Below are 22,608 nucleotides of genomic sequence, written 5' to 3' on the forward strand. Positions count from 1 at the left end.
TTTCGAAGAGGTCTATTGTTGAATATGGACCAGGTACGGGTGTATTCACTGAAAAATTACTTGAAAAACGAAATTTGAATATCACTCTCTTATTAGTGGAAAATAATAGAGAGTTTTATTTAATATTGAAAGAAAAGTTTGCAACAAAGAAGAATGTATTCATTGTATGGGGGTCTGCGAAAAATACCGATGAGTATTTAAAAGACTTTACTATTCCTTATGCAGACTATATTGTTTCAGGCATTCCTTTTGCTAGTCTACCTCAACATATTTCAGATGAAATCTTATTCACTACCACCAAAGTGTTAAAGACAGAGGAGGTATTTATTACTTTTCAATATACAAAATTTAAAACGAAGTTCCTTAAGCAGTTTTTTTCTAAAATAGATGTGAAACGGGAGCTTAGAAATGTACCTCCAGCTTATGTCTTTAGCTGCTCAACACAAAAAAACAAGGAGGTGTATTATGGAAACTAATATTCTTGTTGTTGATGATGATAAAGAAATCAGAAACCTTATTTCTGTTTATTTGAAAAATGAAGGTTTGCAAATTCAAAAAGCTGAAGATGCTATTGAAGCTTTTAGATTATTGGAAGAAAAAGAATTTGATCTCATTATTTTAGATGTTATGATGCCTAACATGGATGGAATTGAAGTATGTATGAAAATTAGAGAAGAACGAACGATTCCAATTATCATGCTTTCTGCAAAATCAGAAGACATGGATAAAATTCAGGGTCTTACTTCTGGTGCGGATGACTATTTATCCAAACCGTTTAACCCATTAGAATTAATTGCTAGAGTAAAATCTCAATTAAGAAGGCATTCAAAATACAACATTACAACGAACAAGCATACACATAGGATTGAAATAGATGATTTAACTTTACACACAGATACACGCCAAGTATGGGTAAAAGGTAAAGAAGTGAGACTCACTCCTAAAGAATTCGATATACTGGAACTTCTTGCTCGCAACAAAGGGGTTGTCTTGAGCATAGAAAGAATATATGAAACTGTTTGGAAAGAGGATTTTTATAAATCGGATAATACTGTAATGGTACACATTACAAAGATTAGAGGTAAACTAGACGAAGATTCCAAGAACCCTCTCTATATTAAAACCATCTGGGGGATAGGGTATAAGATATGAGAATGTTTGATTTTCAAACTAAGTTAATGGTAAAACTTATTATTGCGGTAGCAATTAGTATTGTTATCACATTTGGTGTGACAATACTAAGCTTCTTGAGTTTATTATCTATTAACAGTCCAAGTTTCTTTTTGAATATTACCTCCCTTTTTTCAGTGGTGATAGTCACCTTTATTAGTATATTATGGTTAATAGTAAGAAGAAAATTATTATATTTGAAATCCATTACAAAAAGTGTTCATGATATTGCTAATGGAAAACTGGGTTTAACAATTAGAATAGAGAGTAGGGATGAATTGGCTCACCTTGCAAAAAATATCAATTATATGTCCAAAGAACTAACGAATAAATTTGAGTACGAAAGAAAATTAGAAACGATAAAAAATGAATTGATTACAAATATATCCCATGATTTACGTACACCTTTGACATCTATTATAGGCTATTTAGATTTATTGAAAAAGGGAAAATATAACACTGAAACGCAACTTCAAGAATATATTGAAACCATTTATTCAAAGTCACAGAGATTGAAATATTCAATTGATGAGCTGTTTGAGTATACCCGTTTATCAAGTCCTGATACTAAGTTACACCTTAATAAAGTTGATTTATCAGTGTTATTGGAGCAATTAGTTGGAGAATACACTCCTATATTTGAGAAAGAAGGTTTAAGTGTTAAAAAATCGATAACGAACGAAAACATACCTATTGTCATGGATATAGAAAAAATGGTCCGCGTTTATGAAAACCTGTTTATAAATGCGATAAAATACAGTGTAAAACCATCTGAATTATCAATATATCTCGAATGTGTTGGCAACAAAGCAATTTTAAAAATATCAAACACCGCCGAAAGGCCTCTCGTAAATGATGTAAATCAATTATTTGAGCGATTCTTTATGGGAGATCAAGCTAGAATAAATGAACGAGGAACTGGTATTGGACTGGCTATCTCGAAAAGAATTGTTGATCTTCATAATGGTAGCATTTATGCAAAATATAAAGACGGACGGATAACCTTTGTTATTGAGCAACCTAGAAATATATAAAGGGGCATGGAATTTAGACTTCTATGCTCTTTTTATGTCGTAATTCACTGTACATTTAAAAATTTAAGTCTGGTGTAAAATAGGGTCTCTGTTTAGAAAAAAGTGGAGATATCTCTCCTTAAAAATATCTCATTTAGGACGCTCCTCACCCTATTCTATAAAGGAAAGACCTATTAGACATACAGGATATTCGTACTCTATACCGATACTGGGATGTTCTTTTCCAGACTCTCAAAAAATGAGATAAGTTTCATTCAGACGGGAAAAATTACCGTTCTTGTAACGTAGCTAAAAATTTAAAGTTTTACCTATAGATCTTAAATTTTCTATTTTTGTTAAGAAAACTTAAGAAATATATGCAGGGTTTATTAAGAAATTCCATTTATAATTCAAATTATCTTACAAAATAATTAGTACAGAGGTGAAACTTATGAAAAAAAAATCTTATGTAAATACAATATTATGGATATTAGCCCCATTCATAACGATTATCAGTCTTTTATATATATTAGAGCACAACATAATCTCATATCCGATTATTGTTGGTATTCTTGTTATTCCGTATATTATAAATGTGTGCTATTTTATTTATAGTAAAAAAGCTGACTTATAAAAACAAGCTATTAAAGTTCTTCTCTTAGTTTGAATCATAAACTAGGAGGCGTTCTCAGAATTTGATTTGCATGAAAAACGAAAATAGGAGGATATATATGATAAAGCCAGTTGTAGATGTAAAGAACGTTCAAAAAGTATACGGTAAAAAAGGGGATAACGAATCACATGCATTAAAAGGTGTCTCATTCTCCATTCAAGAAAGTGAGTTTGTTGGCATTATGGGACCATCTGGTTCGGGAAAAACAACACTATTAAATGTTATTTCAACCCTCGATAAAGCAACAGGCGGCGTTGTTGAAATTGCAGGTACGGATATTACAAAAATGAAGCAAGGTGAGCTTTCAGATTTCCGTTCACAAAAGTTAGGATTCATCTTCCAAGACTTCAATTTATTAGAAAACTTATCTATTTATGAAAATATTGCACTTCCACTTTCGCTTCAAGGTGTTTCATCACATAGGATTGGACCGAAGGTAGAAAAAGTAGCCGATATGTTAGGAATTTCAGCAATTCTACAAAAATATCCATCTGAAGTATCTGGTGGACAGAAACAACGCTCAGCAGCCGCACGTGCATTAGTTCATGAACCGGCCATTATTTTAGGGGATGAACCTACGGGAGCCTTGGATTCTAAAAACGCAACGAGTTTACTGGATGCCATGACAAACTTAAATACAGAACAAGGCGTTTCAATTATGATGGTTACACATGATCCATATAGTGCAAGTTATTGTCAGCGTATTTTATTCATTCAAGATGGTGAGTTATATAAAGAAATTCATCGCGGTGGTACACGCGAAGGTTTTTATAAAGAAATTTTAGACGTGCTGGCAGACTTAGGCACACAAAAAGCATAAGAGGAGGCCTAAGGACATGTTATTTAAACTTTCTATGTCAGGGCTAAAAAGTAAGTTACAAGATTATATTGTCTTACTCATTGGTCTTATTATATCTATCTCAACTTTTTATATGTTTCAAACGTTAGCACTCAATAAGGCGTTTCTTAACTCTAGCTCCTCTATTAAGAATATTGCATTTGTATTCTACATTGGTTCCACGTTGCTAGCGATTATCACATTTTTCTTCATTTTATATGCAAACTCTTTTTTAATCTCTCTTCGCCAAAAAGAGTTTGGTATGTATATGATGTTAGGAGCAAAAAAGCATACGGTTACACTACTTATGTTTATTGAAACAATCCTATTAGGCGCAGCGTCTCTTGTGATTGGAATTACAATTGGTGTAGGACTTGCATCTGGTATCGGACAGTTACTAATGAAACAGTTAGAATTCTCTGGCGATGGGTATCAAGCATTTTACATACCATCTATGACTGTTACTGGTATCTTCTTCCTTGCATTATTTGTACTATCAGCAGGTATGAATAGTATTAAATTAGCACGGATTTCTGTATTACAACTTGTACATGCAGATACACAAACAGAGCCTGTCATAGTAAAAGGGAAACTGACATCTGTCGTTGCATTACTTGGTCTGATTTTGCTAGGTATTAGTTATGCATCACTGATTTATATGAGACAGGGAAAGGGGCCGGAGATTCTCGGATTCATGGCTCTTGGATTAATTACAGCAACAATTAGTACTTACATGTTATTTGGATCACTTCTCCCCGTTATGATCAAAAAGTTAAAGAGTAATAAAAAACGTAGTGAAAAAAGGCTTAATGCTTTTACGTTTGCTCAATTAAACTTCCGCATTAACAGTCTAACAAATGTGCTTGCTACGGTAGCGATGTTAGTGGCTCTTGGAGCTGGTGGAATCTCGTCGGGTCTAGCATTTAAAAATAACATTATGCCGATGGTTGATACAGTGGGAATTTACGATTCAGTCGTTCATAATCCAACAGCGGAAGAAAATAAAGTTTTGAGTGGTATCCCATTTAAAGAGAAAGTTGAATATCACTACAAAGTAGATGATAAGTATGTTTACTATATAAAAGAAGAGTTAGAAAAAAATCGTCCCTTAGCAAAAGATTGGACAAACATGTTACCGGGACAAAAAAGGGTTTCAGAAGACTTACCCATGGGTGCATTTTCAACAAAATGGGGTAAAAAAGATGCGAATACGAAAAAATTACCAACACAATGGAGCGACGCTTTCAACACTATTCAGCCAGATTATATATATCCTAATCATGGCATAAAAATTGTAGATCAACACATGTACAATAGTATGGAGAATAGAGAAAATACTGTATTTATGGGGAAAACAAATAATTTTGAAGCATACTTAAAAGAATGGAAAAAACTTGACGAATTACAAGTAGTTAAATATACAAATGTGAAATCTGAAGCACTATGGGGTAGTAAGTATCAAACGTACAATTCTTTTTATAGTGCTTTCAGTGGATTGATGTTTATGGGCATATTTGTCGGAATTGCGTTCTTAGCAATGATGGCAAGCTGCCTGATGTTTAAAGTTCTGTCTGGTGCATCAAAAGATATTACACGTTATCAAATGCTTCGTAAAATTGGTGTTCGCCGAGAATTATTAACAAAATCGATTTATAAAGAGCTATTCTTTGTATTCTTATTCCCAGCAATTGTGGGTATTGTTCACATATTAGTTGGTATGAATATGTTCAGCGGTCTTTTAAGTAATCCGTATGCCCGCATTTGGTTACCACTTGTGATTTTCGTAGTGATTTACTTGATTTACTACCTCATTACAGTTCAATTATATAAAAGAATTGTACTTCCGAAAGAAAAGTAATGTAAATATGATTTATATGAAGTGTCAAAATAATCAGCCCTCATGTATTGATTATTTTGAAGGAGGACAAAAAAACTGGAAATAAAAAAAGGACTCGCACTATGGTTAAACAATTGGTTCTTGTGCAAAAAAACTCAAATTGTATCATCTCTCTCAGAACAGATTATTTCAATAATCTGTTCTTTTTCGTTCGTAAAGACATGTGTAAGCCGCTTCATGCAAGGTCCCTCACTAAAGGGAGAATAAGATGAAAAATAATTCTAAAGAATGAGGTCAAACTTGCCGTGCGTAAATATATGTACTTTTATAATCATTAAAGATTTCAAAAGAACAGGCTCATTCCAACTAAAAAAATGATGACTATGTAATGAATCGATGGAATAAGAACGCAACATAGAATGACTTCTAAGCATAAAGTACCTCTTTTCAAAACTTCGTAATTCAAAATTTTTGTGTCATGTAGGCATTCATTAATCACAATAGGTTAATCCCTTATTTACCTCTTGTATATCGAATGCAGTAGGATCAAAATCTAATAAATCCCATTCTGCGAAGAGTTTATATTGTGGATGTGAAGAATCTTTTATTGCCTCTAAAAATTCAATATATCCCGGAATACCTCCGATATCCTCTAAAGGAGCTGCATTTTCTCCTCCAATGCATGTTATTTCATCAGAGTTTTGATCGAGTACATCTTCAACTTGAATCTGTAGCAACCAGTGATCTCCAAAGTCGTATACATATTGAAAAATTTGCCCCTTCTTTTTGATTTGTTCAAGTAGCATGGTTCTATGAGCGCGCAGCATTCGAGATGGTGTTGTCAATTCCAACATGGAAAAGGGAATACTCGAATCAGGTGGATCCGATATAGTATATTTTCCTACAGTGAATTCAAATAAATGTTGGTGCTCCCATTGAAATAAGCATTGAATCACATCATGTAAATCATCAAAAGTTAATTTCGCAGGTAAAATAACTTTTCTCCAAATAGGGAAAGGGCATCCCACTAATTCCAAATGTAATTGATAGCATTTCATTCTTGTTTCCTCCCGTCTGAAGTAATAACATATTTCTCATTTTCACCGAAATCATGAGAAATAGATAGTAAAAGGCAAATGAAGGAATCAAAAATTTTGATATTTTACAAAGAATCACTTGAAATGTGTCTAAATTGTGTCTAAACGTACAATTTTCCCGAAATGGTATCGTGAGGCCTAATACAAAATGACGTGTATTTTATAACATAAATATATTTTAACTAAAAGGATGGATTCTTAAACAGATATGAACACGAAGAACAGACTGAAGATTTTATCAGATGATGAAATACATCGCCTTTATAGCAGACCAATATTTACCCATCAAGAACGTGTGCGGTATTTTACACTTTCACATGTCGAAAAAGAAGTATTACATACTTTACGTTCTATAAAATCTAAAGTATATTTTATTCTCCAACTTGGATATTTTAAATCAAAGCAATTGTTTTTTCAGTTTAAATTATCAGAGGTGAAAGAAGATATTCAATACATTTTAAAAATCTATTTTAAAAACGAGTCTTTTGGGGATTATGAATCAATTGATAAAAAGACACGATCTACTCATAAAAAATTAATTCTTAAAATATCTAATTACCGTATTTGTGACTCCTATCACCGAAGTGTTTTAGAAGAAAAAGCCCGCAGGGCTGCAACAGTAAGTGGAAAACCGATTTTTATTTTTCGTGAATTACTTAATTATTTAGTAGAAGAACATATTATTATTCCTGCGTATAGTTTTATGCAAGATGTTGTAGGGACTGCGATTACATCTGAAGAACAACGACGGTTCCGTTGCAAAGTTTTTGGAGCTGAGCTAGACTGTAGAAAAATGAGATGAGGAGCCTAACATATGGGATATTTTAAAGGAAAACAATTCGAGAGAGACATTATCTTGGTAGCTGTCGGCTACTATTGTCGTTTTTCTTTAAGCTATCGCGACGTATCTGAACTTTTGAGAGAGCGTGGTGTTTCAGTTCATCCTACAACTATTATGCGTTGGGTCCATGAATATGGAAATATCATTTATCAAATTTGGAAGAAGAAAAATAAATCAGCACATTCCGTATGGCATTTAGATGAAACCTATATCAAAGTCAAGGGAAAGTGGCGTTATCTTTATCGTGCGATTGATAAGGAAGGTCACACATTGGATATTCAACTTCGCAAAAAGCGAGATCATCAAGCAGCCTATATGTTTATGAAAAGGTTAGTGAAAGCTTTTGGAGAACCAACGGTTCTCACAACAGACAAGGCTCATACTTTACTTTGTGCGTTTAAAAAACTAAAACATAATGGCTTTTATGTGCATACGAAACATTGTACTGTTAAGCATTTCAATAATCTCATCGAACAAGACCATAGACATATCAAACGACGTTTTGTTAAATCCGCAGGATTTCAAAACCTGCGTCATGCTTCACGTACATTGAAAGGAATCGAAACGGTTCATGCCATATATAAACAAAAGAGAAGTCACATTCCAGACTTCTCTTTTTCAACGTACAAGGAATTACAGCAGTTATTTAGAACTGCTTAAACTACAACCGTATTTTGTAAGCAGGTTGATGTTTTTTCAAACTTTGCAACAGAACCTTATTTTTTGGGAATGTATCCTTTATTTGCACCAGAACCCAAAAAATTAACCCGTTACACCTGGAGTAACTGTTAAGTATAAAACAGAATCAGCATATGAGAATTGTTTTTGTGCTAAAGTAAGCGGAGCATTTTTCAATGCTGGACCTGGATTTACAGTATAAGTGGATGATAATTGATATACAGCTCCTACATATCTAGCATATGGATAAGAATCTGCAACTTTATTATTACTTAACGTTCTTGTATCCGTTTCTTGATGCGAAACTGTAATTGTATGATTATAACTTGCTGTTAATTGTGTGCTAAATTCATGTTCTGCTTCCACAGGTAAAATACCGCCCCCTGCTTTTACTTTTAATTTATACCCTAATGTTAAAGCACCACCAATGGCATCTGATGTAGTTAATCCAGAGGTTACGGCTTTACTAAATGTATATATACCTGTTTTAGGAACAATTCCAACATCTATATTTTTATAGGATGTATCTCTTGTCAGTGTTGTGCCATCCCAATACGGTTTATATTGTGCATCTATTAAATCTTGAAGTTTATGTGTACCGTTCATATTATCCAGACTTTTCATTATATTTTTCTGCATGCCTGAGAGTTCGTTACCAGATGAATCTAGTATAAGACCTGCAGTATTATCGGGCGTTCTTTCTAAAGTATCTGGATTATATTTTCCAAGTTGAATATGACCATCATCTGTTTTCTCAGCGTAAGTACCATAATCAAAATCCGAAGCAAACTTATTAAAATATAGTATGGAACTTGGTAATGCACTTTCCGTTTTTATCTTTCCTTCGTATGGAACTGGATCATTTGGATTAGCTGAAAGTTCCGGGTAAGATATATTATCATTGGTTTGATCTAGAGCCACATTGTTTTTATATACCGGTGTCTTTACTCCATCTTTAATTAGATAACCTTTAATTCCTTGTGCTTGTTCCATCGATTGGGACTGCCTAGCCGTTGGTGTTTTTTCTGCTGCAAAACTAGATGCTGGCGAACATAACATCGTCGCACTTAATACAGCAATAGGGGCAATTTTCTTCATTTTCTTATACATTTCCTTCACCTCTGATTATGTATTTTAATTATCTGATAATTAAATTGTAACGTAATAAATGTGAATCCTATATAATAAAAAGGACATTTATCAAAGGTAACTCATTAAGACGTTCTTAATAATAGGGGGAGAACCCCACATCCATCAACTTAAGGATTTTTACTACCCCCAAGTACAAAAAAACGGTATTCTTTCTTAAATAGTGTAAATGAGAAAGGGGCTGTTTTTTTATGAATCTCTCGATTCAAGAAGAGTTACAACCATTTGCAGAAGAATTACGGTTCTGGTGCAAAAAAGTTAGGTTAATTGCAAGTAATCTTCTAATTTGGGACATACTGATACGATTACTCTACAAAAGGGATGTGATCAGTATGAAAAAGGACAATTTGTTTAAATGGAAGCATTACCAACCAGATATAATTTTATTAACTGTACGTTGGTACCTACGGTACAATCTAAGTTTTCGAGATTTGGTGGAAATGATGGAAGAAAGAGGATTATCTTTAGCTCATACAACGATTATGCGCTGGGTCCATCAATACGGACCGGAACTGGATAAACGTATCCGATGTCATTTGAAACAAACAAATGATTCATGGCGAGTGGATGAAACGTATATAAAAGTAAAAGGGCAATGGATGTATTTATACCGTGCGGTTGATTCTGAAGGAAATACGATTGACTTCAATCTTAGTAAAACTAGAAATCATAAGGCTGCAAAGCGATTCTTTAAGAAAGCTTTGCAATCTTTTCATGCCTCAAAACCTCGTACAATTACAATTGGGGGTTTCTTGCCCATCCCCTCCAAAAGGTACATTAAGGATTTATTCCATAAAAGGAAATGTCTCTGAATCAGTCTGCCCTACTCGATTCAGAGACATTTTAGTGATTATATTCGTAAGAATAGATACAGCGAAGTTAAGATTCTTTCATTAGCCCACGTTTTTCAATCTCACGATATAATGTTGATTTTGTTACAGTCGTCTTTTTCTCGATTTGCTTAATCGTGTACTTTCTCGTTTTCCAAAGATCAATGGCATGATCTACTAAATCCTTGTTTTTTCCTTTACGTCCAAACTTTACTCCATGTTCCCTCGCTCTGAGTTTACCGGCCATCGTCCGCTCACGAATGAAATTACGTTCCATTTCCGCGAACAGCCCCAACAGCGTAATCATTGCTTTGGTCATAATATCGTTGTTCCGGCGTGTGTCAATCCCGTCAGATATGCAAACGAGATGAATCCCCCTCTTAGTAAATGATTCGTAGGTCTTCAACACATCAGATATGGATCGTCCCATTCGATCTAATTTGTAACCAACCACAGTATCACCGGGTTGCACTACTTCTAGTAACTGCTTAAATTCTGTACGGTCATTCACATTCTTACCTGATATCTTTTCACAAAATAGCTTATCGACACCATATCGTTGTAATTCTTCGATTTGTATTTCTAAATCTTGATGTGCAGCTGACACGCGAGCATATCCATAAACATTCCCCATTTAAATTCCTCTTTCCTGTAGATTTTCTCTTGATTATAACCTTGCATTTAGGGAGAATAAATAGGGAACGTTCTAGACTAGGAAAATGGGGATTCCTAAAGGATTCCCTAAATTTCAGATTTTAGGGAATATAACGAGCTATATATGCTCTGTCACAGGGAGGACAAATATTATGGATATCGAAAAAAACACAACGAACCAAAAACGTTTGAGAATTCTTAATGAAGATGAAATACAAACGATTTATTCTATACCGAACTTTACCTATGAAGATCGCTGTCAATATTTTTCTCTCACTCAACCAGAAAAAGAATTGGTAGAAACATTCCGCTCTGTAAAATCTAAGGCTTACTTTATCCTACAACTCGGCTATTTTAAAGCGAAATGTTTATTTTTTACCTTCGATCTCCATGAAGTAACGGAAGATTTGCGACATATTCTAAAAAAAAATTTCAATGGTAGTAAAATAACTGACCTTAGTTCCATTGGTAAAGTTACTAAGCTTAAACAACAACACTTCATTCTTGAACTGTTCAATTACCAAAATTGTGATGCTGAAAAACGGCGACTGTTAAAGAAGAAGGCTCGTAAGTCTGCCACATTTTGTAGTAAGCCAATTTATATCTTCCGTGAAATGATGAATTATTTATCCGAACAACGGATTATTGTCCCTGGTTACAGCTTTATGCAAAAAACGATAGGGAAAGCCATTACCTACGAACAAAACCGTTTAATTACAATGTTGCAAAATCATCTGAGTGTACCCACTATCAAAGCATTGAAGCGATTGTTAGAAGATTCTTCAGGTCTATATGAAATCACCCGACTGAAACACGAACCGAAAGATTTTAGTATCACTGAAATTAAGAAGGAGATGGATCGAGGAAAGCAAATACAAAATTTATATCAACACGCTCAAACATTGCTACCCAAGTTTGCTATCTCTAACGAGAGTATCAAATATTATGCTTCCTTGGTAGATTATTACTCTGTTTATAAACTGAAACGATTAAATGAGTGGATTGGTTACTTGTATTTATTATGTTTTGTTTTCCATCGCTATCAACGGATGCATGACAATCTAATCCATACGTTTACATATCGAGTAAGACGTTACATGGATGAAGCGAAATCGGCAGGAAAGGAACAAGTATACAAATCTCATCTAGAAAGAAACCAGAATATAAGGAAAGTAGGAGAAGTACTTTACCTATTCACTGATGATCAAATCCCTGCAGAGGCTACTTTTCAGGAGATTCAGGATCGAGCCTTTGCTATCTTGGAACGTCCCAAATTGGCAGCCATCGCTGATCAAATCGTTACCAATACCAAATTAGATGAAGTTGCTTTCCGATGGGAATACATTGATCAGTTATCTCATCAATTTAAACGATCTCTGCGTCCCGTATTTTTGATGGTTGATTTCTTAGCCGCCTCTGCTCATGATCCATTGATGGAAGCTGTCCATTTTCTGAAAAAAGCTTTTATGAAAAATAAGCCATTAGGAAAGTATCCTTCCGATACGTTCCCTCAACAATTTATCCCTAACGGGATGAAACGATACCTCTATCAATTAAACTCTTTAGGACAAAAAGTGCTGCAGGCTGATCGCTATGAATTTTTCGTCTATCAACTTTTACGAAATGGTTTAGAAGCAGGAGATATTTTTTGTCGGGATAGTATCCGATTTCGCAGTTTTGAAGATGATCTCATTAGCGATCTAGAGTGGAAACAAAAAGAAACTTTACTTGCTGAGAACGGTCTAACTATTTTTAATCAACCGATTCAAGTCCATTTAGCAGAGCTTGAGAAGGAACTTGAAACTCGTATTAGGGGTAGAACCAGCATCTCCGAGTAAATCGGTAATTTTGTAATATTCTGAAAATATTTATATAATTAATGATGCCGGTTCTCCTTTTAAATAGCCATTCTTTTATCCATATCTAAACGAAATTCACCATACGGATTAATATGAGAGTAAATCATAGGTGTAAGTGCTCGATAATCTTCTTCGTCCAAACGATTTTTCCATTCATCTTCACTAAGTAATTGTTGGATGATTAAAGTATTAATATAAATGATGCAGTTTTGGATTAATTGCAAGCTTAACATGGCAACCTCTTGCTCTTCGAGCTCATTACGACGTATTTTCCCACCTTGGCCATAAAAAATAAAATCACTTGCTGAATGCCAATTTTCAACCGTATTCAATCCAGAATGGATTTCTTTTCTTAATTGTTCTGAAGCTAAATAATCACACAAAAACATTGTTTTAATCACTTTTCCTAACTCTTGAAATGCTAAAAATGTTGGATGAGAGCTATTCTTAGAAAATTGTTTCAAAATGGCTTCTGTATCAGCAGTATTTACTCGTAGTGCTGTCGCATACTTAACCATTTCGTTATATTGCCGCTTAATTAAGTCCCAATTAATAGCTCGTTTCGCAATGACAGGAGACAAATCATCATAACAATCTGTCGCAGATGCTTTATAGAGCTTTTGAGATTGAATATTTTTAAAGCGTGGTAACAGTTCGAAACCCAGTAAATGACAAAAGGCGAAACCCACTGTACTTTGGCCATGTGTATCTACATAATTACGATCTATCTCTTTATCTGTATCATGATTAAGTAATCCATGTAACATGGCAGCCACTTCAGAAGAATTAGGTGCGTTTACTTGAGAATAAATGCACATTGATTTTTCCTCAACGTGCCAATAAACAGAAACACCTGGTCCACGATATCTAGGAAACCATTGTGTCCTTAAATTTTGATCGTAAGCTACTACGCGTGAGGAATCGGAAGCACAAGAAGTGGTACCTTGTCCCCAAATAGCTTCAGCTCGTTCAGTTAAAATTGCATTCACTACACTTTGATTTGCAATTCTTAAATTTTCTACATGTATGTACTTTCTCTTCACATATAAAAGTGCTTTATATTGCATACTGGCATCACCAGAAGATACCCGTTTAATTCCAGTATTTGTTCCTATGCCATACAAGCATAGCAATAATCTTTTTTGGATTTCATCCCGATCTAATCGTTCGTGAGTAGCTAAGCTTTGGAAGTGATTGATAAAACCAGTCCTTAGCGCTGTCTCTTTTAAAATATCGATCAAATTTGTCATCCACCAACGGTTGGACAGTTCTTTTTTTAGACGACCTAATTGTTTTGGTTCTGGGCTTAATTCATTTGGTGCTATTGATATCCACCCATTGTGTTTACTTAAAATTTTCACTTTTTTATTCTTAGGAATATTATTGTTTAACATATCTAGTTTTGCACGTAGTTGTTTTTGTAGGTCATCTATTTTCTCTTGAGATTCTAAAGGTTGATTTAATTCTTCATAATGTTGAATACGATTTTCCTCAAAATCAGCTGGTAAATACTCTTCTGGATTCCGATAACGATGAGAAAAAGCAACCCAAATTTCTCTACATTTCAATTTATCTCTTAAGGCATGTAAAACGCAGATTTCATAGTTGATTCGATTCACACGTATATCTCCATTTTTATCTTCTGTTACAACTAAATCATACCATTTCCTTGGAATGATTTCTGTTCCAAGGGGAATAGCTTCATGCGGTGAAAATGTGATTTGTTTGGAACCATTATAACTTCGTAGAAGTTCAATCGCTTCAATAACAGGTTGATGAAGATGATTGTTAGATTTAAAATCAAGTAATTTTAATATTTCTGTTACGGCTGTCCGATAAGAACTACTGTAAGAATTACGGATTTTCCAGTGAACTTTTTGTTGATACATAGACTTTTTATACTTTAATTCTTTCACGATATCCTCAAGAATCTGTGGCTTTACGACTGGAAATAAGGTATCTTTTATAGTCCCTTCGGGATTTTGAAGTGCTGTTTCGAGTAAATCAATTAACATTTTATTTTTTCCAAACACTTTTTTTACCTCTAAAATCATTTCCATTTTTACTTTTTTCTCAGCGCGACCATCAATTTTATGAATCAAAGTAATAAGGAGCTCAATTAAGTTGTCGTTCAATTCTTTTATTTTTAACCAGAAAAAAGTGGCGAGTAATGTATACCTAATCGGATTCTTGTGACGTTGCAACTCTGTTTTATCTTCAGAAGTAGCACGTAACCTGTATTTCTGGAGTACTTTAGGTGGTATTTCAGAAAATAAATTCATAGGTAGCTCTAAAGCTAGCAAAGTTTTTAATTTATCAAGTTCATTAAATAATGTAGCTTGGCTCAAACGTCCAGGTCCCATTGTTAATTTTCGGAATGTGATTTCTGATGTTTCACCTTCATTAGAACCGCTTTCTTGACTTTCTAGATATCCCCAGTAGTCCAGTAAATCATCAATTTTTTTCAAAGTACTATCCGAAAGTTTATTATAAGTTTCTTGATAAAAATCTTGTTCTCTCTGAAAAATAAGTTGCTGAATCAGTTGATTTATTTGCCACTCGGGAGGAGCTACAATTTTCTCTGTTCGATATTTGATATATAACTGTTTTCTCAATAGATTAGCATCTAAATTATATTCGTAGATCCGATTATAGAGCCATGTTCGAATGAATTCTCGGTCTTTATCTTGTTCTTCTTTGAAACCAAAAAAATCAAGTATTTCTTGTTTATGTTTTCTAGCTGTTTTAGAATCAAGAATGTAAGTGTGATAAGAATTTAAAGAAAGATTTAATTGTTTAGAAAGAAAGTGTAGCATGTCAGATGGAATTTGACTTTTTTTCGTTGGGAATTGATGAAACAATTGAAAATACTTAAGTAAAGCTGCAAAACCGATTCTAGTTAGTTTATATCTAGCATTAACTAATTTTAGTTCTTCAGAACTCAGTATAAAAGAAGTAATTTCTCGATCTAAATTCCAATGTTGTTTCATTTCATTCATCCTAACTATTAAATATTTTTTCAACAGCTTGCTCTAAGTCACTCATTGAAGGAGCTGCATAGCGTTTGGTTGTATTCACATCATTGTGCCCCATTAAATCAGCAACTGTTGCAAGATCAATACCAGAAGCCACAAGTTCACGTCCATATGTATGTCTGAGCATGTGTGCACCAATGCCGTATTGTTCAAATATTCTTTGGGCTGATCGTTTAGATAATCGTTTTCTAAAATTAGAAAGAAACAGCGGAACTTCCAAGTCTGTTCGTTTTTGTAAATAGTTTTGTAGATGATAACGACTTTCTGCTGGTAAAGGAATTTTTCTTGAAATACCACCTTTACCATCTCTAATAATTATAAATCCAGACCGTTCTTTCATTTCAACATCATCACGGTTTAAAGCCACAAGTTCAAATACTCGAACACCTGTATAAAGCATTGTATAAACAATAGCGATATTCCTAAGGTTTTGAGACTTCTCAACTTCTCTCAATAATCGATTTCTCTGCTTTTTAGATAAGGATTTCGGAGAAATATTACGAATATGCCTAACTTCTGGTCGTTTTATATGATTTAGAAGTTCTTCTTTTCCGACAAACTTCATATAAGCTACGATAGCACTGTATTTCGGTGTAATGGTTGTTGCTTGGTTTCCTTGAATGGATAAAAAATTGATATATTGTTGAATATCATAACGCGTAATGTCGTGAATTGAGCTACCTTCAGTAACTAACCATCGATGAAAATTACAAATATGACGAGAATAATCATGTACAGTATTGGGACGTTTCCCTTGCTCAAAAAGAAATTTCTCGAACCCTCCGAGTTCTATGTCACTTTTTTTCACTCTTAATACCTCCAAATTTAATATATTTCAAAGCTATTATAACAAAAAGTGGCACAGAATGACTCTTCTGTGACGAAATCACATAATGTAAAATGTTAATTTAGAACAGAGTTCGATGTATGTTCCTGTTTTACTTTGCCTAGACTATGAAAAAAATGTACTTTTTCAAACTAAAAGTACAAACATAGTAGGAGGAAATTATATTGACACATCCTTTGAGAAAAAATGTGATAAAGTTTCAAGAGGAAGGGAAATCAGAAGAAGAAATACTAAGAACTATATATACATGGGGCACACAAGCTGATATTGCCGCAGCACTAAGTATAAGCGTAAGAAGGGTTAAATATTTATCAAAAAAGTACGAATTAAAAAAGAATGATAAGTACCGTGTGGTAAAACGGTGTATGAATTGTGGTGAACAAACACATATATCCAATTTTGACACAATTTTTGTAGATGGTATTCCAAAGACAAATCTCTTGTGTTGTTGGTCATGTAAAAGAGAATATAACAAACAAAAATACATGAACAAGGTTATAGAAGAACATTGGGAACAAGAACGAATTAAAAGAGAAATTGGAACAAAGGAAGATGAAATCGAAGGATTAAGAGCTCTGTTGAAATAAATTAGATTTTAATCAAATCCCATCCCATAAAATATTCTGAAAATTACAAAATTACCGATTTGCTCGGAGATGCTGGGTTTACCCCTATTACAAAGGTGAACCACCATATTGCATCTGGAGAAAATAAATATATTCAGATCAAAAAGCGTGGCTCACATAGTCGCTGGACACTTCCATATGTTCGTGATAGTGAATCGATGAATCATCCCTTCTTTGAAACGGTAAAGCCTGTTGAGATTAAAAATGTTTTGCATTATGTGAATCAACGCTGTCAGTTTCTTGAAGCATTTGAACATATTTTAGGTCGTTATGCAAAACAACCCCGGGAAGAGCAAACCCTAGTAGCGTGCTTACTCGCTTGGGGAACCAATATGGGCTTAGGGAGAATGGGTGACATTTCTGATATGAATCATTCCACTCTTATTTCCACATCGGATAACTTTATTCGATTAGAAACATTAAAAGAAGCAAATGATCGGGTCAGTAATGCTACAGCTAAACTGCCTATCTTTCAACATTACAATATTGACGAAGTTATTCATTCCAGTAGCGATGGACGAAAAGCTGAAACAGGTATTCATACGATTAATGCTCGTCATTCCCCGAAATACTTTGGGCTGAGAAAGGGGGTTGTTTCTTACACGATGGTAGCGAACCATATTCCTGTAAATGCGCGAATCATTGGAGCGAATGAACATGAAAGCCATTATGTATTTGACATTCTTTACAATAACACCACAGATGTTCAACCAGATGTACATTCCACAGATACGCATGGGACGAATGAAGTGAACTTTGCCATTCTCCATTTTTTTGGTTATCAGTTTGCGCCTCGTTACAAGAATATCCATGATAAAGTCAGTAAATCCCTTTATGGATTCAAACATCCCAGTCAATATGATGATGCGCTGATCAAACCTGTTCGAAAAATCAACATGAACCTGATTATAGAAGAGTGGGAAAATATACAACGTATCATGTTGTCACTTGCCCTTAAAAGTACGACACAAAGCATAATTGTCAGAAAATTGAGTTCTTATGCCCGAAAAAACAAAACCAAGCGTGCTTTGTGGGAATATGACAACATCATGAAAAGCCTGTATTTCTTACATTATATCGATTCCCCGCCTTTACGTCGTAATGTACAAAAGGCATTGAATCGAGGTGAAAGCTATCATCAATTATGCAAAGTAGTATCGTATGCTAATTTTGGTAAGCTACGTTTTAAAACGGAACAAGACCAACAAATATGGGGAGAATGTAGTCGTCTTATCGCGAATTGCATCATTTATTACAATGCCAGTATTTTGTCTAATATGCTAACTTACAGGGAGGAAAATGGTCAAAGTTCAGACATGTTGAAACAGGTTTCTCCGGTGGCGTGGCAGCATATCAATCTTTATGGTCGTTACGAATTTCATAGTAATCAAGAAATGATTAACATGGATGAGATTATTCAAGAATTAGCACAATCAAAAGCTATAACCGCAACAAAAAACCACACCTCATCTGAGTAATATTAGAAAAAAAGTACCTCTTAAACCAATAAAGTTTTGAGAGGTACTCCTTAATATACCTTTTGGAGGGGATGGGCAAGAAACCCCTACTTGCGGTATTACTTAGTTGAAGCCGCCAACTCTGTAAGAAAGCATGTATTGGAATACCAAGAATATTACGCAAAAAAGTATAATGAAGTACCAAAACATCAACACAAACGTGCACTCGTTCTAACCGCAAGAAAATTTGTGCGATTGGTGGATGCGCTACTACGTAATCACCAACTCTTTACGCCTGAAAGGTGTGTGAAAGTGTGACATAAAACCTGTCATCGCTACCTTTCAATCAATTCCAGTATTTTACATTCGGTGCTGGTCTAGTTTCGTGATGTCTTTTTTAAGCAATTTGTCCTTTGATAACTTCAAAATATATTATTTTTCAGTTGACATACTACCGCAGGTCTTTTCGAGGGGATGGACAAAGATACCCAAATACACAATTTTAAAGGTTATCCTGCATTTTATCTTTATACCAGCATGTTATTTTCTTTATATAATTATGTTACATTTAGTAGCGATGGAAATAGTGAAAGATTTTTAATTGGTTAAAATATAAAATGAACTATTTCTTCATAAAAATAAATCGTGGAGAAGATAAAATATGCAAAGAACAATTTTAATTGTAGAAGATGAAGATATTTTACGTGAGATTATGAAGGATTACCTATTAAACGAAGGATATAACGTGTTAGAGGCGACTGATGGGAAAGAAGCATTATCTATATTTGAGGAATATGAAGTACACTTAATTATTTTAGACATTATGCTGCCAGAGTTAGATGGATGGTCTGTTTGTAGACGGATACGCAAATCATCCAATGTACCTATCATCATGTTGACAGCTCGTGTAGATGAGGATGATACTTTACTTGGTTTTGAATTAGGTGCAGACGATTATGTGACCAAGCCATACAGTCCACCAATTTTGTTAGCAAGAGCAAAACGATTAATGGAAAGCCGATATTCTTCAGCTGTTAATGTACCAGCTGAAGACACATTAACGAGTAGTGGTATCCATGTACATTTTCCTTCTCGTACAGTAACTATAGATGGGGAAGACATAAATTTGACTCATACAGAATTTGAAATAGTAACGTATCTCATGCGAAATCAAGGAATTGTAATTTCGAGAGAACAACTAATCAATAAAATTTGGGGTTATGAATTCGCTGGGGATGATCGCACTGTTAATAGTCATATTCGTAATTTGCGTCATAAATTAGGACAAAAAGCAGCTTGTATTGTAACGGTTGTACGAGCTGGTTATAAATTTGAGGGACAAGTATGAAAAAAGGAATTGTATTAAAGTTATTTATGTTAACAACAGCATTATGCACACTTATTTTAGTAACTATTTTTATTGGACAAACTATATTTTTTAAGCAATACTACGCAAATCGAAAAGTTAATGATATTAAAACAAATATTCAATCCTTTGAAAAAGCATATATAAAAGCTGGAGATGATGCGAAAGTAATTCAAGAATTAGAACAAAATTTCTATCAAGAGAATGCGACATGGATTACAACGTTAGATAGTGTAGGTAATATAAAATATGCAAATGATTTTTCTATAGAAATTCAATTAGACCCAAACGAAAATAAGATATTTTCTGAACGTTCCATTCACATACCGTTGTATAGTTTTATCAATTTAGAAGATATACAAAGGATGAAATATAGTTTAGAACAAGGGAGTCATATTATTATCGACGGAGTACAGAAGGGGGATATAGTAGTCCCTGCGATGTTAACAATAAAAGAGAAGAATGTTGGGCTAGAGAACAAGCAACTGTCAGAAAGGTTGTATGGGCCAAAAGCCGTATCTTCAAAAGAAAGTTCACAATTATATTTAGCGGGAAGCATTCAAAACGTGCAATTACCGGAGGGGACTGTAGGAACGAACTTTATATATGGAAATCGTGTGCTTATAGATAGAATAAAACAATTTCAGGTTGATTTATTATTGAATCAAAAATCTAATGATGTTACTTCTACAGAAATAATGGATTACGAAGAAAATGATATTAAATATAAAGTTTTAATCAAGCCAACAAAAGACGCGGGGGGTAAGACAAACTATATATTTGCTATGACATCATTGCAACCAGTTGATGAAGCGGTACAAATGATAAAGGATTATTATGTATATTTAATTATCTTTGTATTGATTTTAATCGTTTTGATATCGTTTTATTACTCAAAAAAAATCGCCAAACCACTATTGCAAATAAATGCTACTACAAAAAAAATCACTGGTTTAGATTTCTCAGAGACGATACCTATTACTACAAAAGATGAAATAGGTGACTTATCACAAAATATTAATACACTTTCTCAAGCTTTGCATTCGTATATTCATCAATTACAGCAAGATATAGAGAAAGAAAAACAATTAGAAAATACTCGTAAAGAATTTATCGCTGGTGTTTCACATGAATTAAAAACACCTTTAAGTATTATAAAGAGCTGTATTTCAATTTTGGAGGATGGTGTTGCCCGTAATAAAAAAGATTATTACTTTAAAGCAATGTCAAAAGAAATAGATAAAATGGATATGCTCATTATTGATATGCTGGAGTTAGCAAAATTCGAGTCTGGTACATATAAAATGGAAATGGGTATTTTCCATATCGACGAGATGATTGATTATATATGCGAGCAATTAGCCTCGGATATAACAGCTAAACAATTACATCTTCATAAGCAATTTTCTAAAATCGAGGTAGTGGCAAATCCACACCGAATCGAACAGGTGGTTACTAATTTTATTACGAATGCAATTCGTTACACACCAGAACATGAGAATATTATTATTTCTACAATAGAAGAGAATGAACGTGTAAAAGTATGTATAGAAAATAAAGGGACTCATATCGCGCCAGAACACTTAGAAAAAATATGGGACCGTTTTTATCGAGGAGATACGTCTCGTCAACGTTCTAAAGGTGGAACGGGGTTAGGTCTTGCTATTTCAAAGAATATATTAGAGCTGCATGGAGCAGAATATGGTGTTTTGAATACAGAAGATGGAGTATTATTTTTCTTCTACTTAAATAAAAACGTGTAGAATTTTTGTTCTACACGTTTTTATCATTTTTAAACAAAATCGACATTATCTGCATTTTATCTTTATCGGCATTCATTACTATTTTCATTAGAAACTGAATGAAAAACTGATAAGGAGATTGTTAAAAATGAAAAAAAGAGCGATATTGCTTTTATTTATTACATTAATAATGTGCACAGGATTTGGTTTAATACATGCTAAGGGACATAAAAATATATCAAAAGAGGATTTACGCTTAAGAGGAAAAACAATTGTAATTGATCCGGGGCATGGTGGAGGAGATAGAGGGACGAAAGGAAAGAGGCTTGGAACAATTGAAAAAGACCTTAATTTAAAAGTAGCACAAAATATAAAAAAAGAATTAGAAGAAAGAACTGATGCAAAAGTTATATTGACACGTGAAAAAGACACTAGCTTACTTCCAGAAACAAAACAAAAGGAAGAATTACAAGCACGTGTCAAAATAGCTAAAGACCATTCGGCGGATCTTTATATCAGTATCCATCATGATGCTTTTGAGGATACAAATGTAAAAGGAATAACAACTCATTATGGAGCTAATAAAAGAGAAGATAAAAAGTTAGCTAAGAGTGTACAAAAAGCTATTTTTAATCAAAATATAGATACTCGAGATAGAGGTATTCGTGGAAGTGATTTCCTTGTCTTACGAGAAAATCCTTCACCGGCCATCTTAATTGAATTAGGGTTTACGTCAAATGAAAGTGATGAAAAAAGAATGAATTCAGAAGAATTCCAAGGGAAATCAAAAAAAGGTATTGTGGATGGCATTATTAATTATTTTACTATCTAACAAAGTAAGTAAATAGAAAAATACTATTCTTTCTATATCTTAATCAGAAAGAATAGTATTTTTT

Annotated in this window: 16 protein-coding genes and 4 pseudogenes; 15 read left to right on the forward strand and 5 right to left on the reverse strand. The window is 33.8% G+C overall.

All coding sequences use genetic code 11. The features are described 5' to 3' along the window. The first annotated feature begins 14 nt into the window (after positions 1-14). The 5 genes from MHH55_RS33885 to MHH55_RS33905 all read left to right on the forward strand — a co-directional run bounded on the left by MHH55_RS33885 (position 15) and on the right by MHH55_RS33905 (position 5,552). Entirely contained in the window at positions 15-476 is a 462-nt protein-coding gene (locus tag MHH55_RS33885; RefSeq protein ID WP_340882486.1) for a class I SAM-dependent methyltransferase, read from the forward strand. After that, positions 466-1,152: a response regulator transcription factor gene (locus MHH55_RS33890; protein WP_340882444.1), complete on the forward strand. Its 687-nt coding sequence runs from the start codon at positions 466-468 to the stop codon at positions 1,150-1,152. Before MHH55_RS33885 ends, MHH55_RS33890 begins: the two co-directional genes overlap by 11 nt. After that, positions 1,149-2,204, forward strand: coding sequence for a HAMP domain-containing sensor histidine kinase (locus MHH55_RS33895; RefSeq protein ID WP_233936894.1), 1,056 nt, complete (start codon positions 1,149-1,151; stop codon positions 2,202-2,204). The genes MHH55_RS33890 and MHH55_RS33895 overlap by 4 nt, the downstream gene beginning before the upstream one ends. 710 nt (positions 2,205-2,914) lie before the next feature. Further along, positions 2,915-3,676, forward strand: a complete 762-nt coding sequence (locus MHH55_RS33900) for an ABC transporter ATP-binding protein (protein WP_197235076.1) — start codon at positions 2,915-2,917, stop codon at positions 3,674-3,676. Between the two features lie 16 nt (positions 3,677-3,692). Then, positions 3,693-5,552, forward strand: coding sequence for an ABC transporter permease (locus MHH55_RS33905; protein ID WP_340882448.1), 1,860 nt, complete (start codon positions 3,693-3,695; stop codon positions 5,550-5,552). A 470-nt stretch (positions 5,553-6,022) separates the two neighbouring features. Here the strand turns inward: MHH55_RS33905 and MHH55_RS33910 are convergent, their stop codons facing one another. Next, positions 6,023-6,589, reverse strand: a complete 567-nt coding sequence (locus tag MHH55_RS33910) for a plasmid pRiA4b ORF-3 family protein (RefSeq protein WP_075716879.1) — start codon at positions 6,587-6,589, stop codon at positions 6,023-6,025. A 247-nt stretch (positions 6,590-6,836) separates the two neighbouring features. Between MHH55_RS33910 and MHH55_RS33915 the strand changes: the two are divergent. Both MHH55_RS33915 and MHH55_RS33920 read left to right on the forward strand, forming a co-directional pair. Further along, a pseudogene (locus MHH55_RS33915) lies at positions 6,837-7,376 on the forward strand (DUF4158 domain-containing protein); the annotation flags it as partial. Between the two features lie 66 nt (positions 7,377-7,442). Continuing rightward, positions 7,443-8,129 (forward strand): IS6 family transposase, encoded by a 687-nt coding sequence (locus MHH55_RS33920; protein WP_340882454.1) that lies wholly within the window; start codon positions 7,443-7,445, stop codon positions 8,127-8,129. 102 nt (positions 8,130-8,231) lie between these two features. Here MHH55_RS33920 and MHH55_RS33925 read toward each other — a convergent pair whose 3' ends face one another. Beyond that, the gene (locus MHH55_RS33925) at positions 8,232-9,257 is read right to left on the reverse strand and encodes a hypothetical protein (protein ID WP_340882456.1); all 1,026 of its coding nucleotides are present in this window, start codon (positions 9,255-9,257) and stop codon (positions 8,232-8,234) included. 371 nt (positions 9,258-9,628) lie between these two features. On the opposite strand from MHH55_RS33925, the pseudogene MHH55_RS33930 reads away from it, so the two are divergent. Next, positions 9,629-10,039: pseudogene (locus tag MHH55_RS33930) on the forward strand (IS6 family transposase); the annotation flags it as partial. A gap of 136 nt (positions 10,040-10,175) precedes the next feature. On the opposite strand, the gene MHH55_RS33935 reads toward MHH55_RS33930, so the two are convergent. Continuing rightward, positions 10,176-10,760, reverse strand: a complete 585-nt coding sequence (locus MHH55_RS33935) for a recombinase family protein (protein ID WP_078187650.1) — start codon at positions 10,758-10,760, stop codon at positions 10,176-10,178. Positions 10,761-10,932: 172 nt separating this feature from the next. Here MHH55_RS33935 and MHH55_RS33940 point away from each other — a divergent pair, with 172 nt between their 5' ends. Beyond that, positions 10,933-12,618: a DUF4158 domain-containing protein gene (locus MHH55_RS33940; RefSeq protein WP_340882459.1), complete on the forward strand. Its 1,686-nt coding sequence runs from the start codon at positions 10,933-10,935 to the stop codon at positions 12,616-12,618. A 59-nt stretch (positions 12,619-12,677) separates the two neighbouring features. Here the strand turns inward: MHH55_RS33940 and MHH55_RS33945 are convergent, their stop codons facing one another. Further along, on the reverse strand, positions 12,678-15,629 hold the full coding sequence (locus MHH55_RS33945) for a Tn3 family transposase (protein ID WP_078188030.1): 2,952 nt from the start codon (positions 15,627-15,629) through the stop codon (positions 12,678-12,680). 10 nt (positions 15,630-15,639) lie between these two features. Continuing rightward, on the reverse strand, positions 15,640-16,482 hold the full coding sequence (locus tag MHH55_RS33950; RefSeq protein ID WP_078188028.1) for a tyrosine-type recombinase/integrase: 843 nt from the start codon (positions 16,480-16,482) through the stop codon (positions 15,640-15,642). Between the two features lie 203 nt (positions 16,483-16,685). On the opposite strand from MHH55_RS33950, the gene MHH55_RS33955 reads away from it, so the two are divergent. The 6 genes and pseudogenes from MHH55_RS33955 (at position 16,686) to MHH55_RS33980 (ending at position 22,544) form a co-directional block, all read left to right on the forward strand. Continuing rightward, positions 16,686-17,108 (forward strand): hypothetical protein, encoded by a 423-nt coding sequence (locus MHH55_RS33955; protein WP_176116714.1) that lies wholly within the window; start codon positions 16,686-16,688, stop codon positions 17,106-17,108. Positions 17,109-17,194: 86 nt separating this feature from the next. Continuing rightward, positions 17,195-18,625, forward strand: a pseudogene (locus tag MHH55_RS33960) (transposase); the annotation flags it as partial. A gap of 81 nt (positions 18,626-18,706) precedes the next feature. Continuing rightward, positions 18,707-18,922: pseudogene (locus MHH55_RS33965) on the forward strand (IS110 family transposase); the annotation flags it as partial. 343 nt (positions 18,923-19,265) lie between these two features. Next, the gene (locus MHH55_RS33970; protein WP_078186421.1) at positions 19,266-19,952 is read left to right on the forward strand and encodes a response regulator transcription factor; all 687 of its coding nucleotides are present in this window, start codon (positions 19,266-19,268) and stop codon (positions 19,950-19,952) included. Then, entirely contained in the window at positions 19,949-21,733 is a 1,785-nt protein-coding gene (locus MHH55_RS33975) for a sensor histidine kinase (RefSeq protein WP_078186422.1), read from the forward strand. The genes MHH55_RS33970 and MHH55_RS33975 overlap by 4 nt, the downstream gene beginning before the upstream one ends. Positions 21,734-21,860: 127 nt before the next feature. Next, positions 21,861-22,544, forward strand: coding sequence for an N-acetylmuramoyl-L-alanine amidase family protein (locus MHH55_RS33980; protein ID WP_078186423.1), 684 nt, complete (start codon positions 21,861-21,863; stop codon positions 22,542-22,544). Positions 22,545-22,608 lie beyond the last annotated feature (64 nt).

Source organism: Bacillus sp. FSL K6-2944 (assembly GCF_038005385.1).
Taxonomy (GTDB): Bacteria; Bacillota; Bacilli; order Bacillales; family Bacillaceae_G; genus Bacillus_A; species Bacillus_A cereus.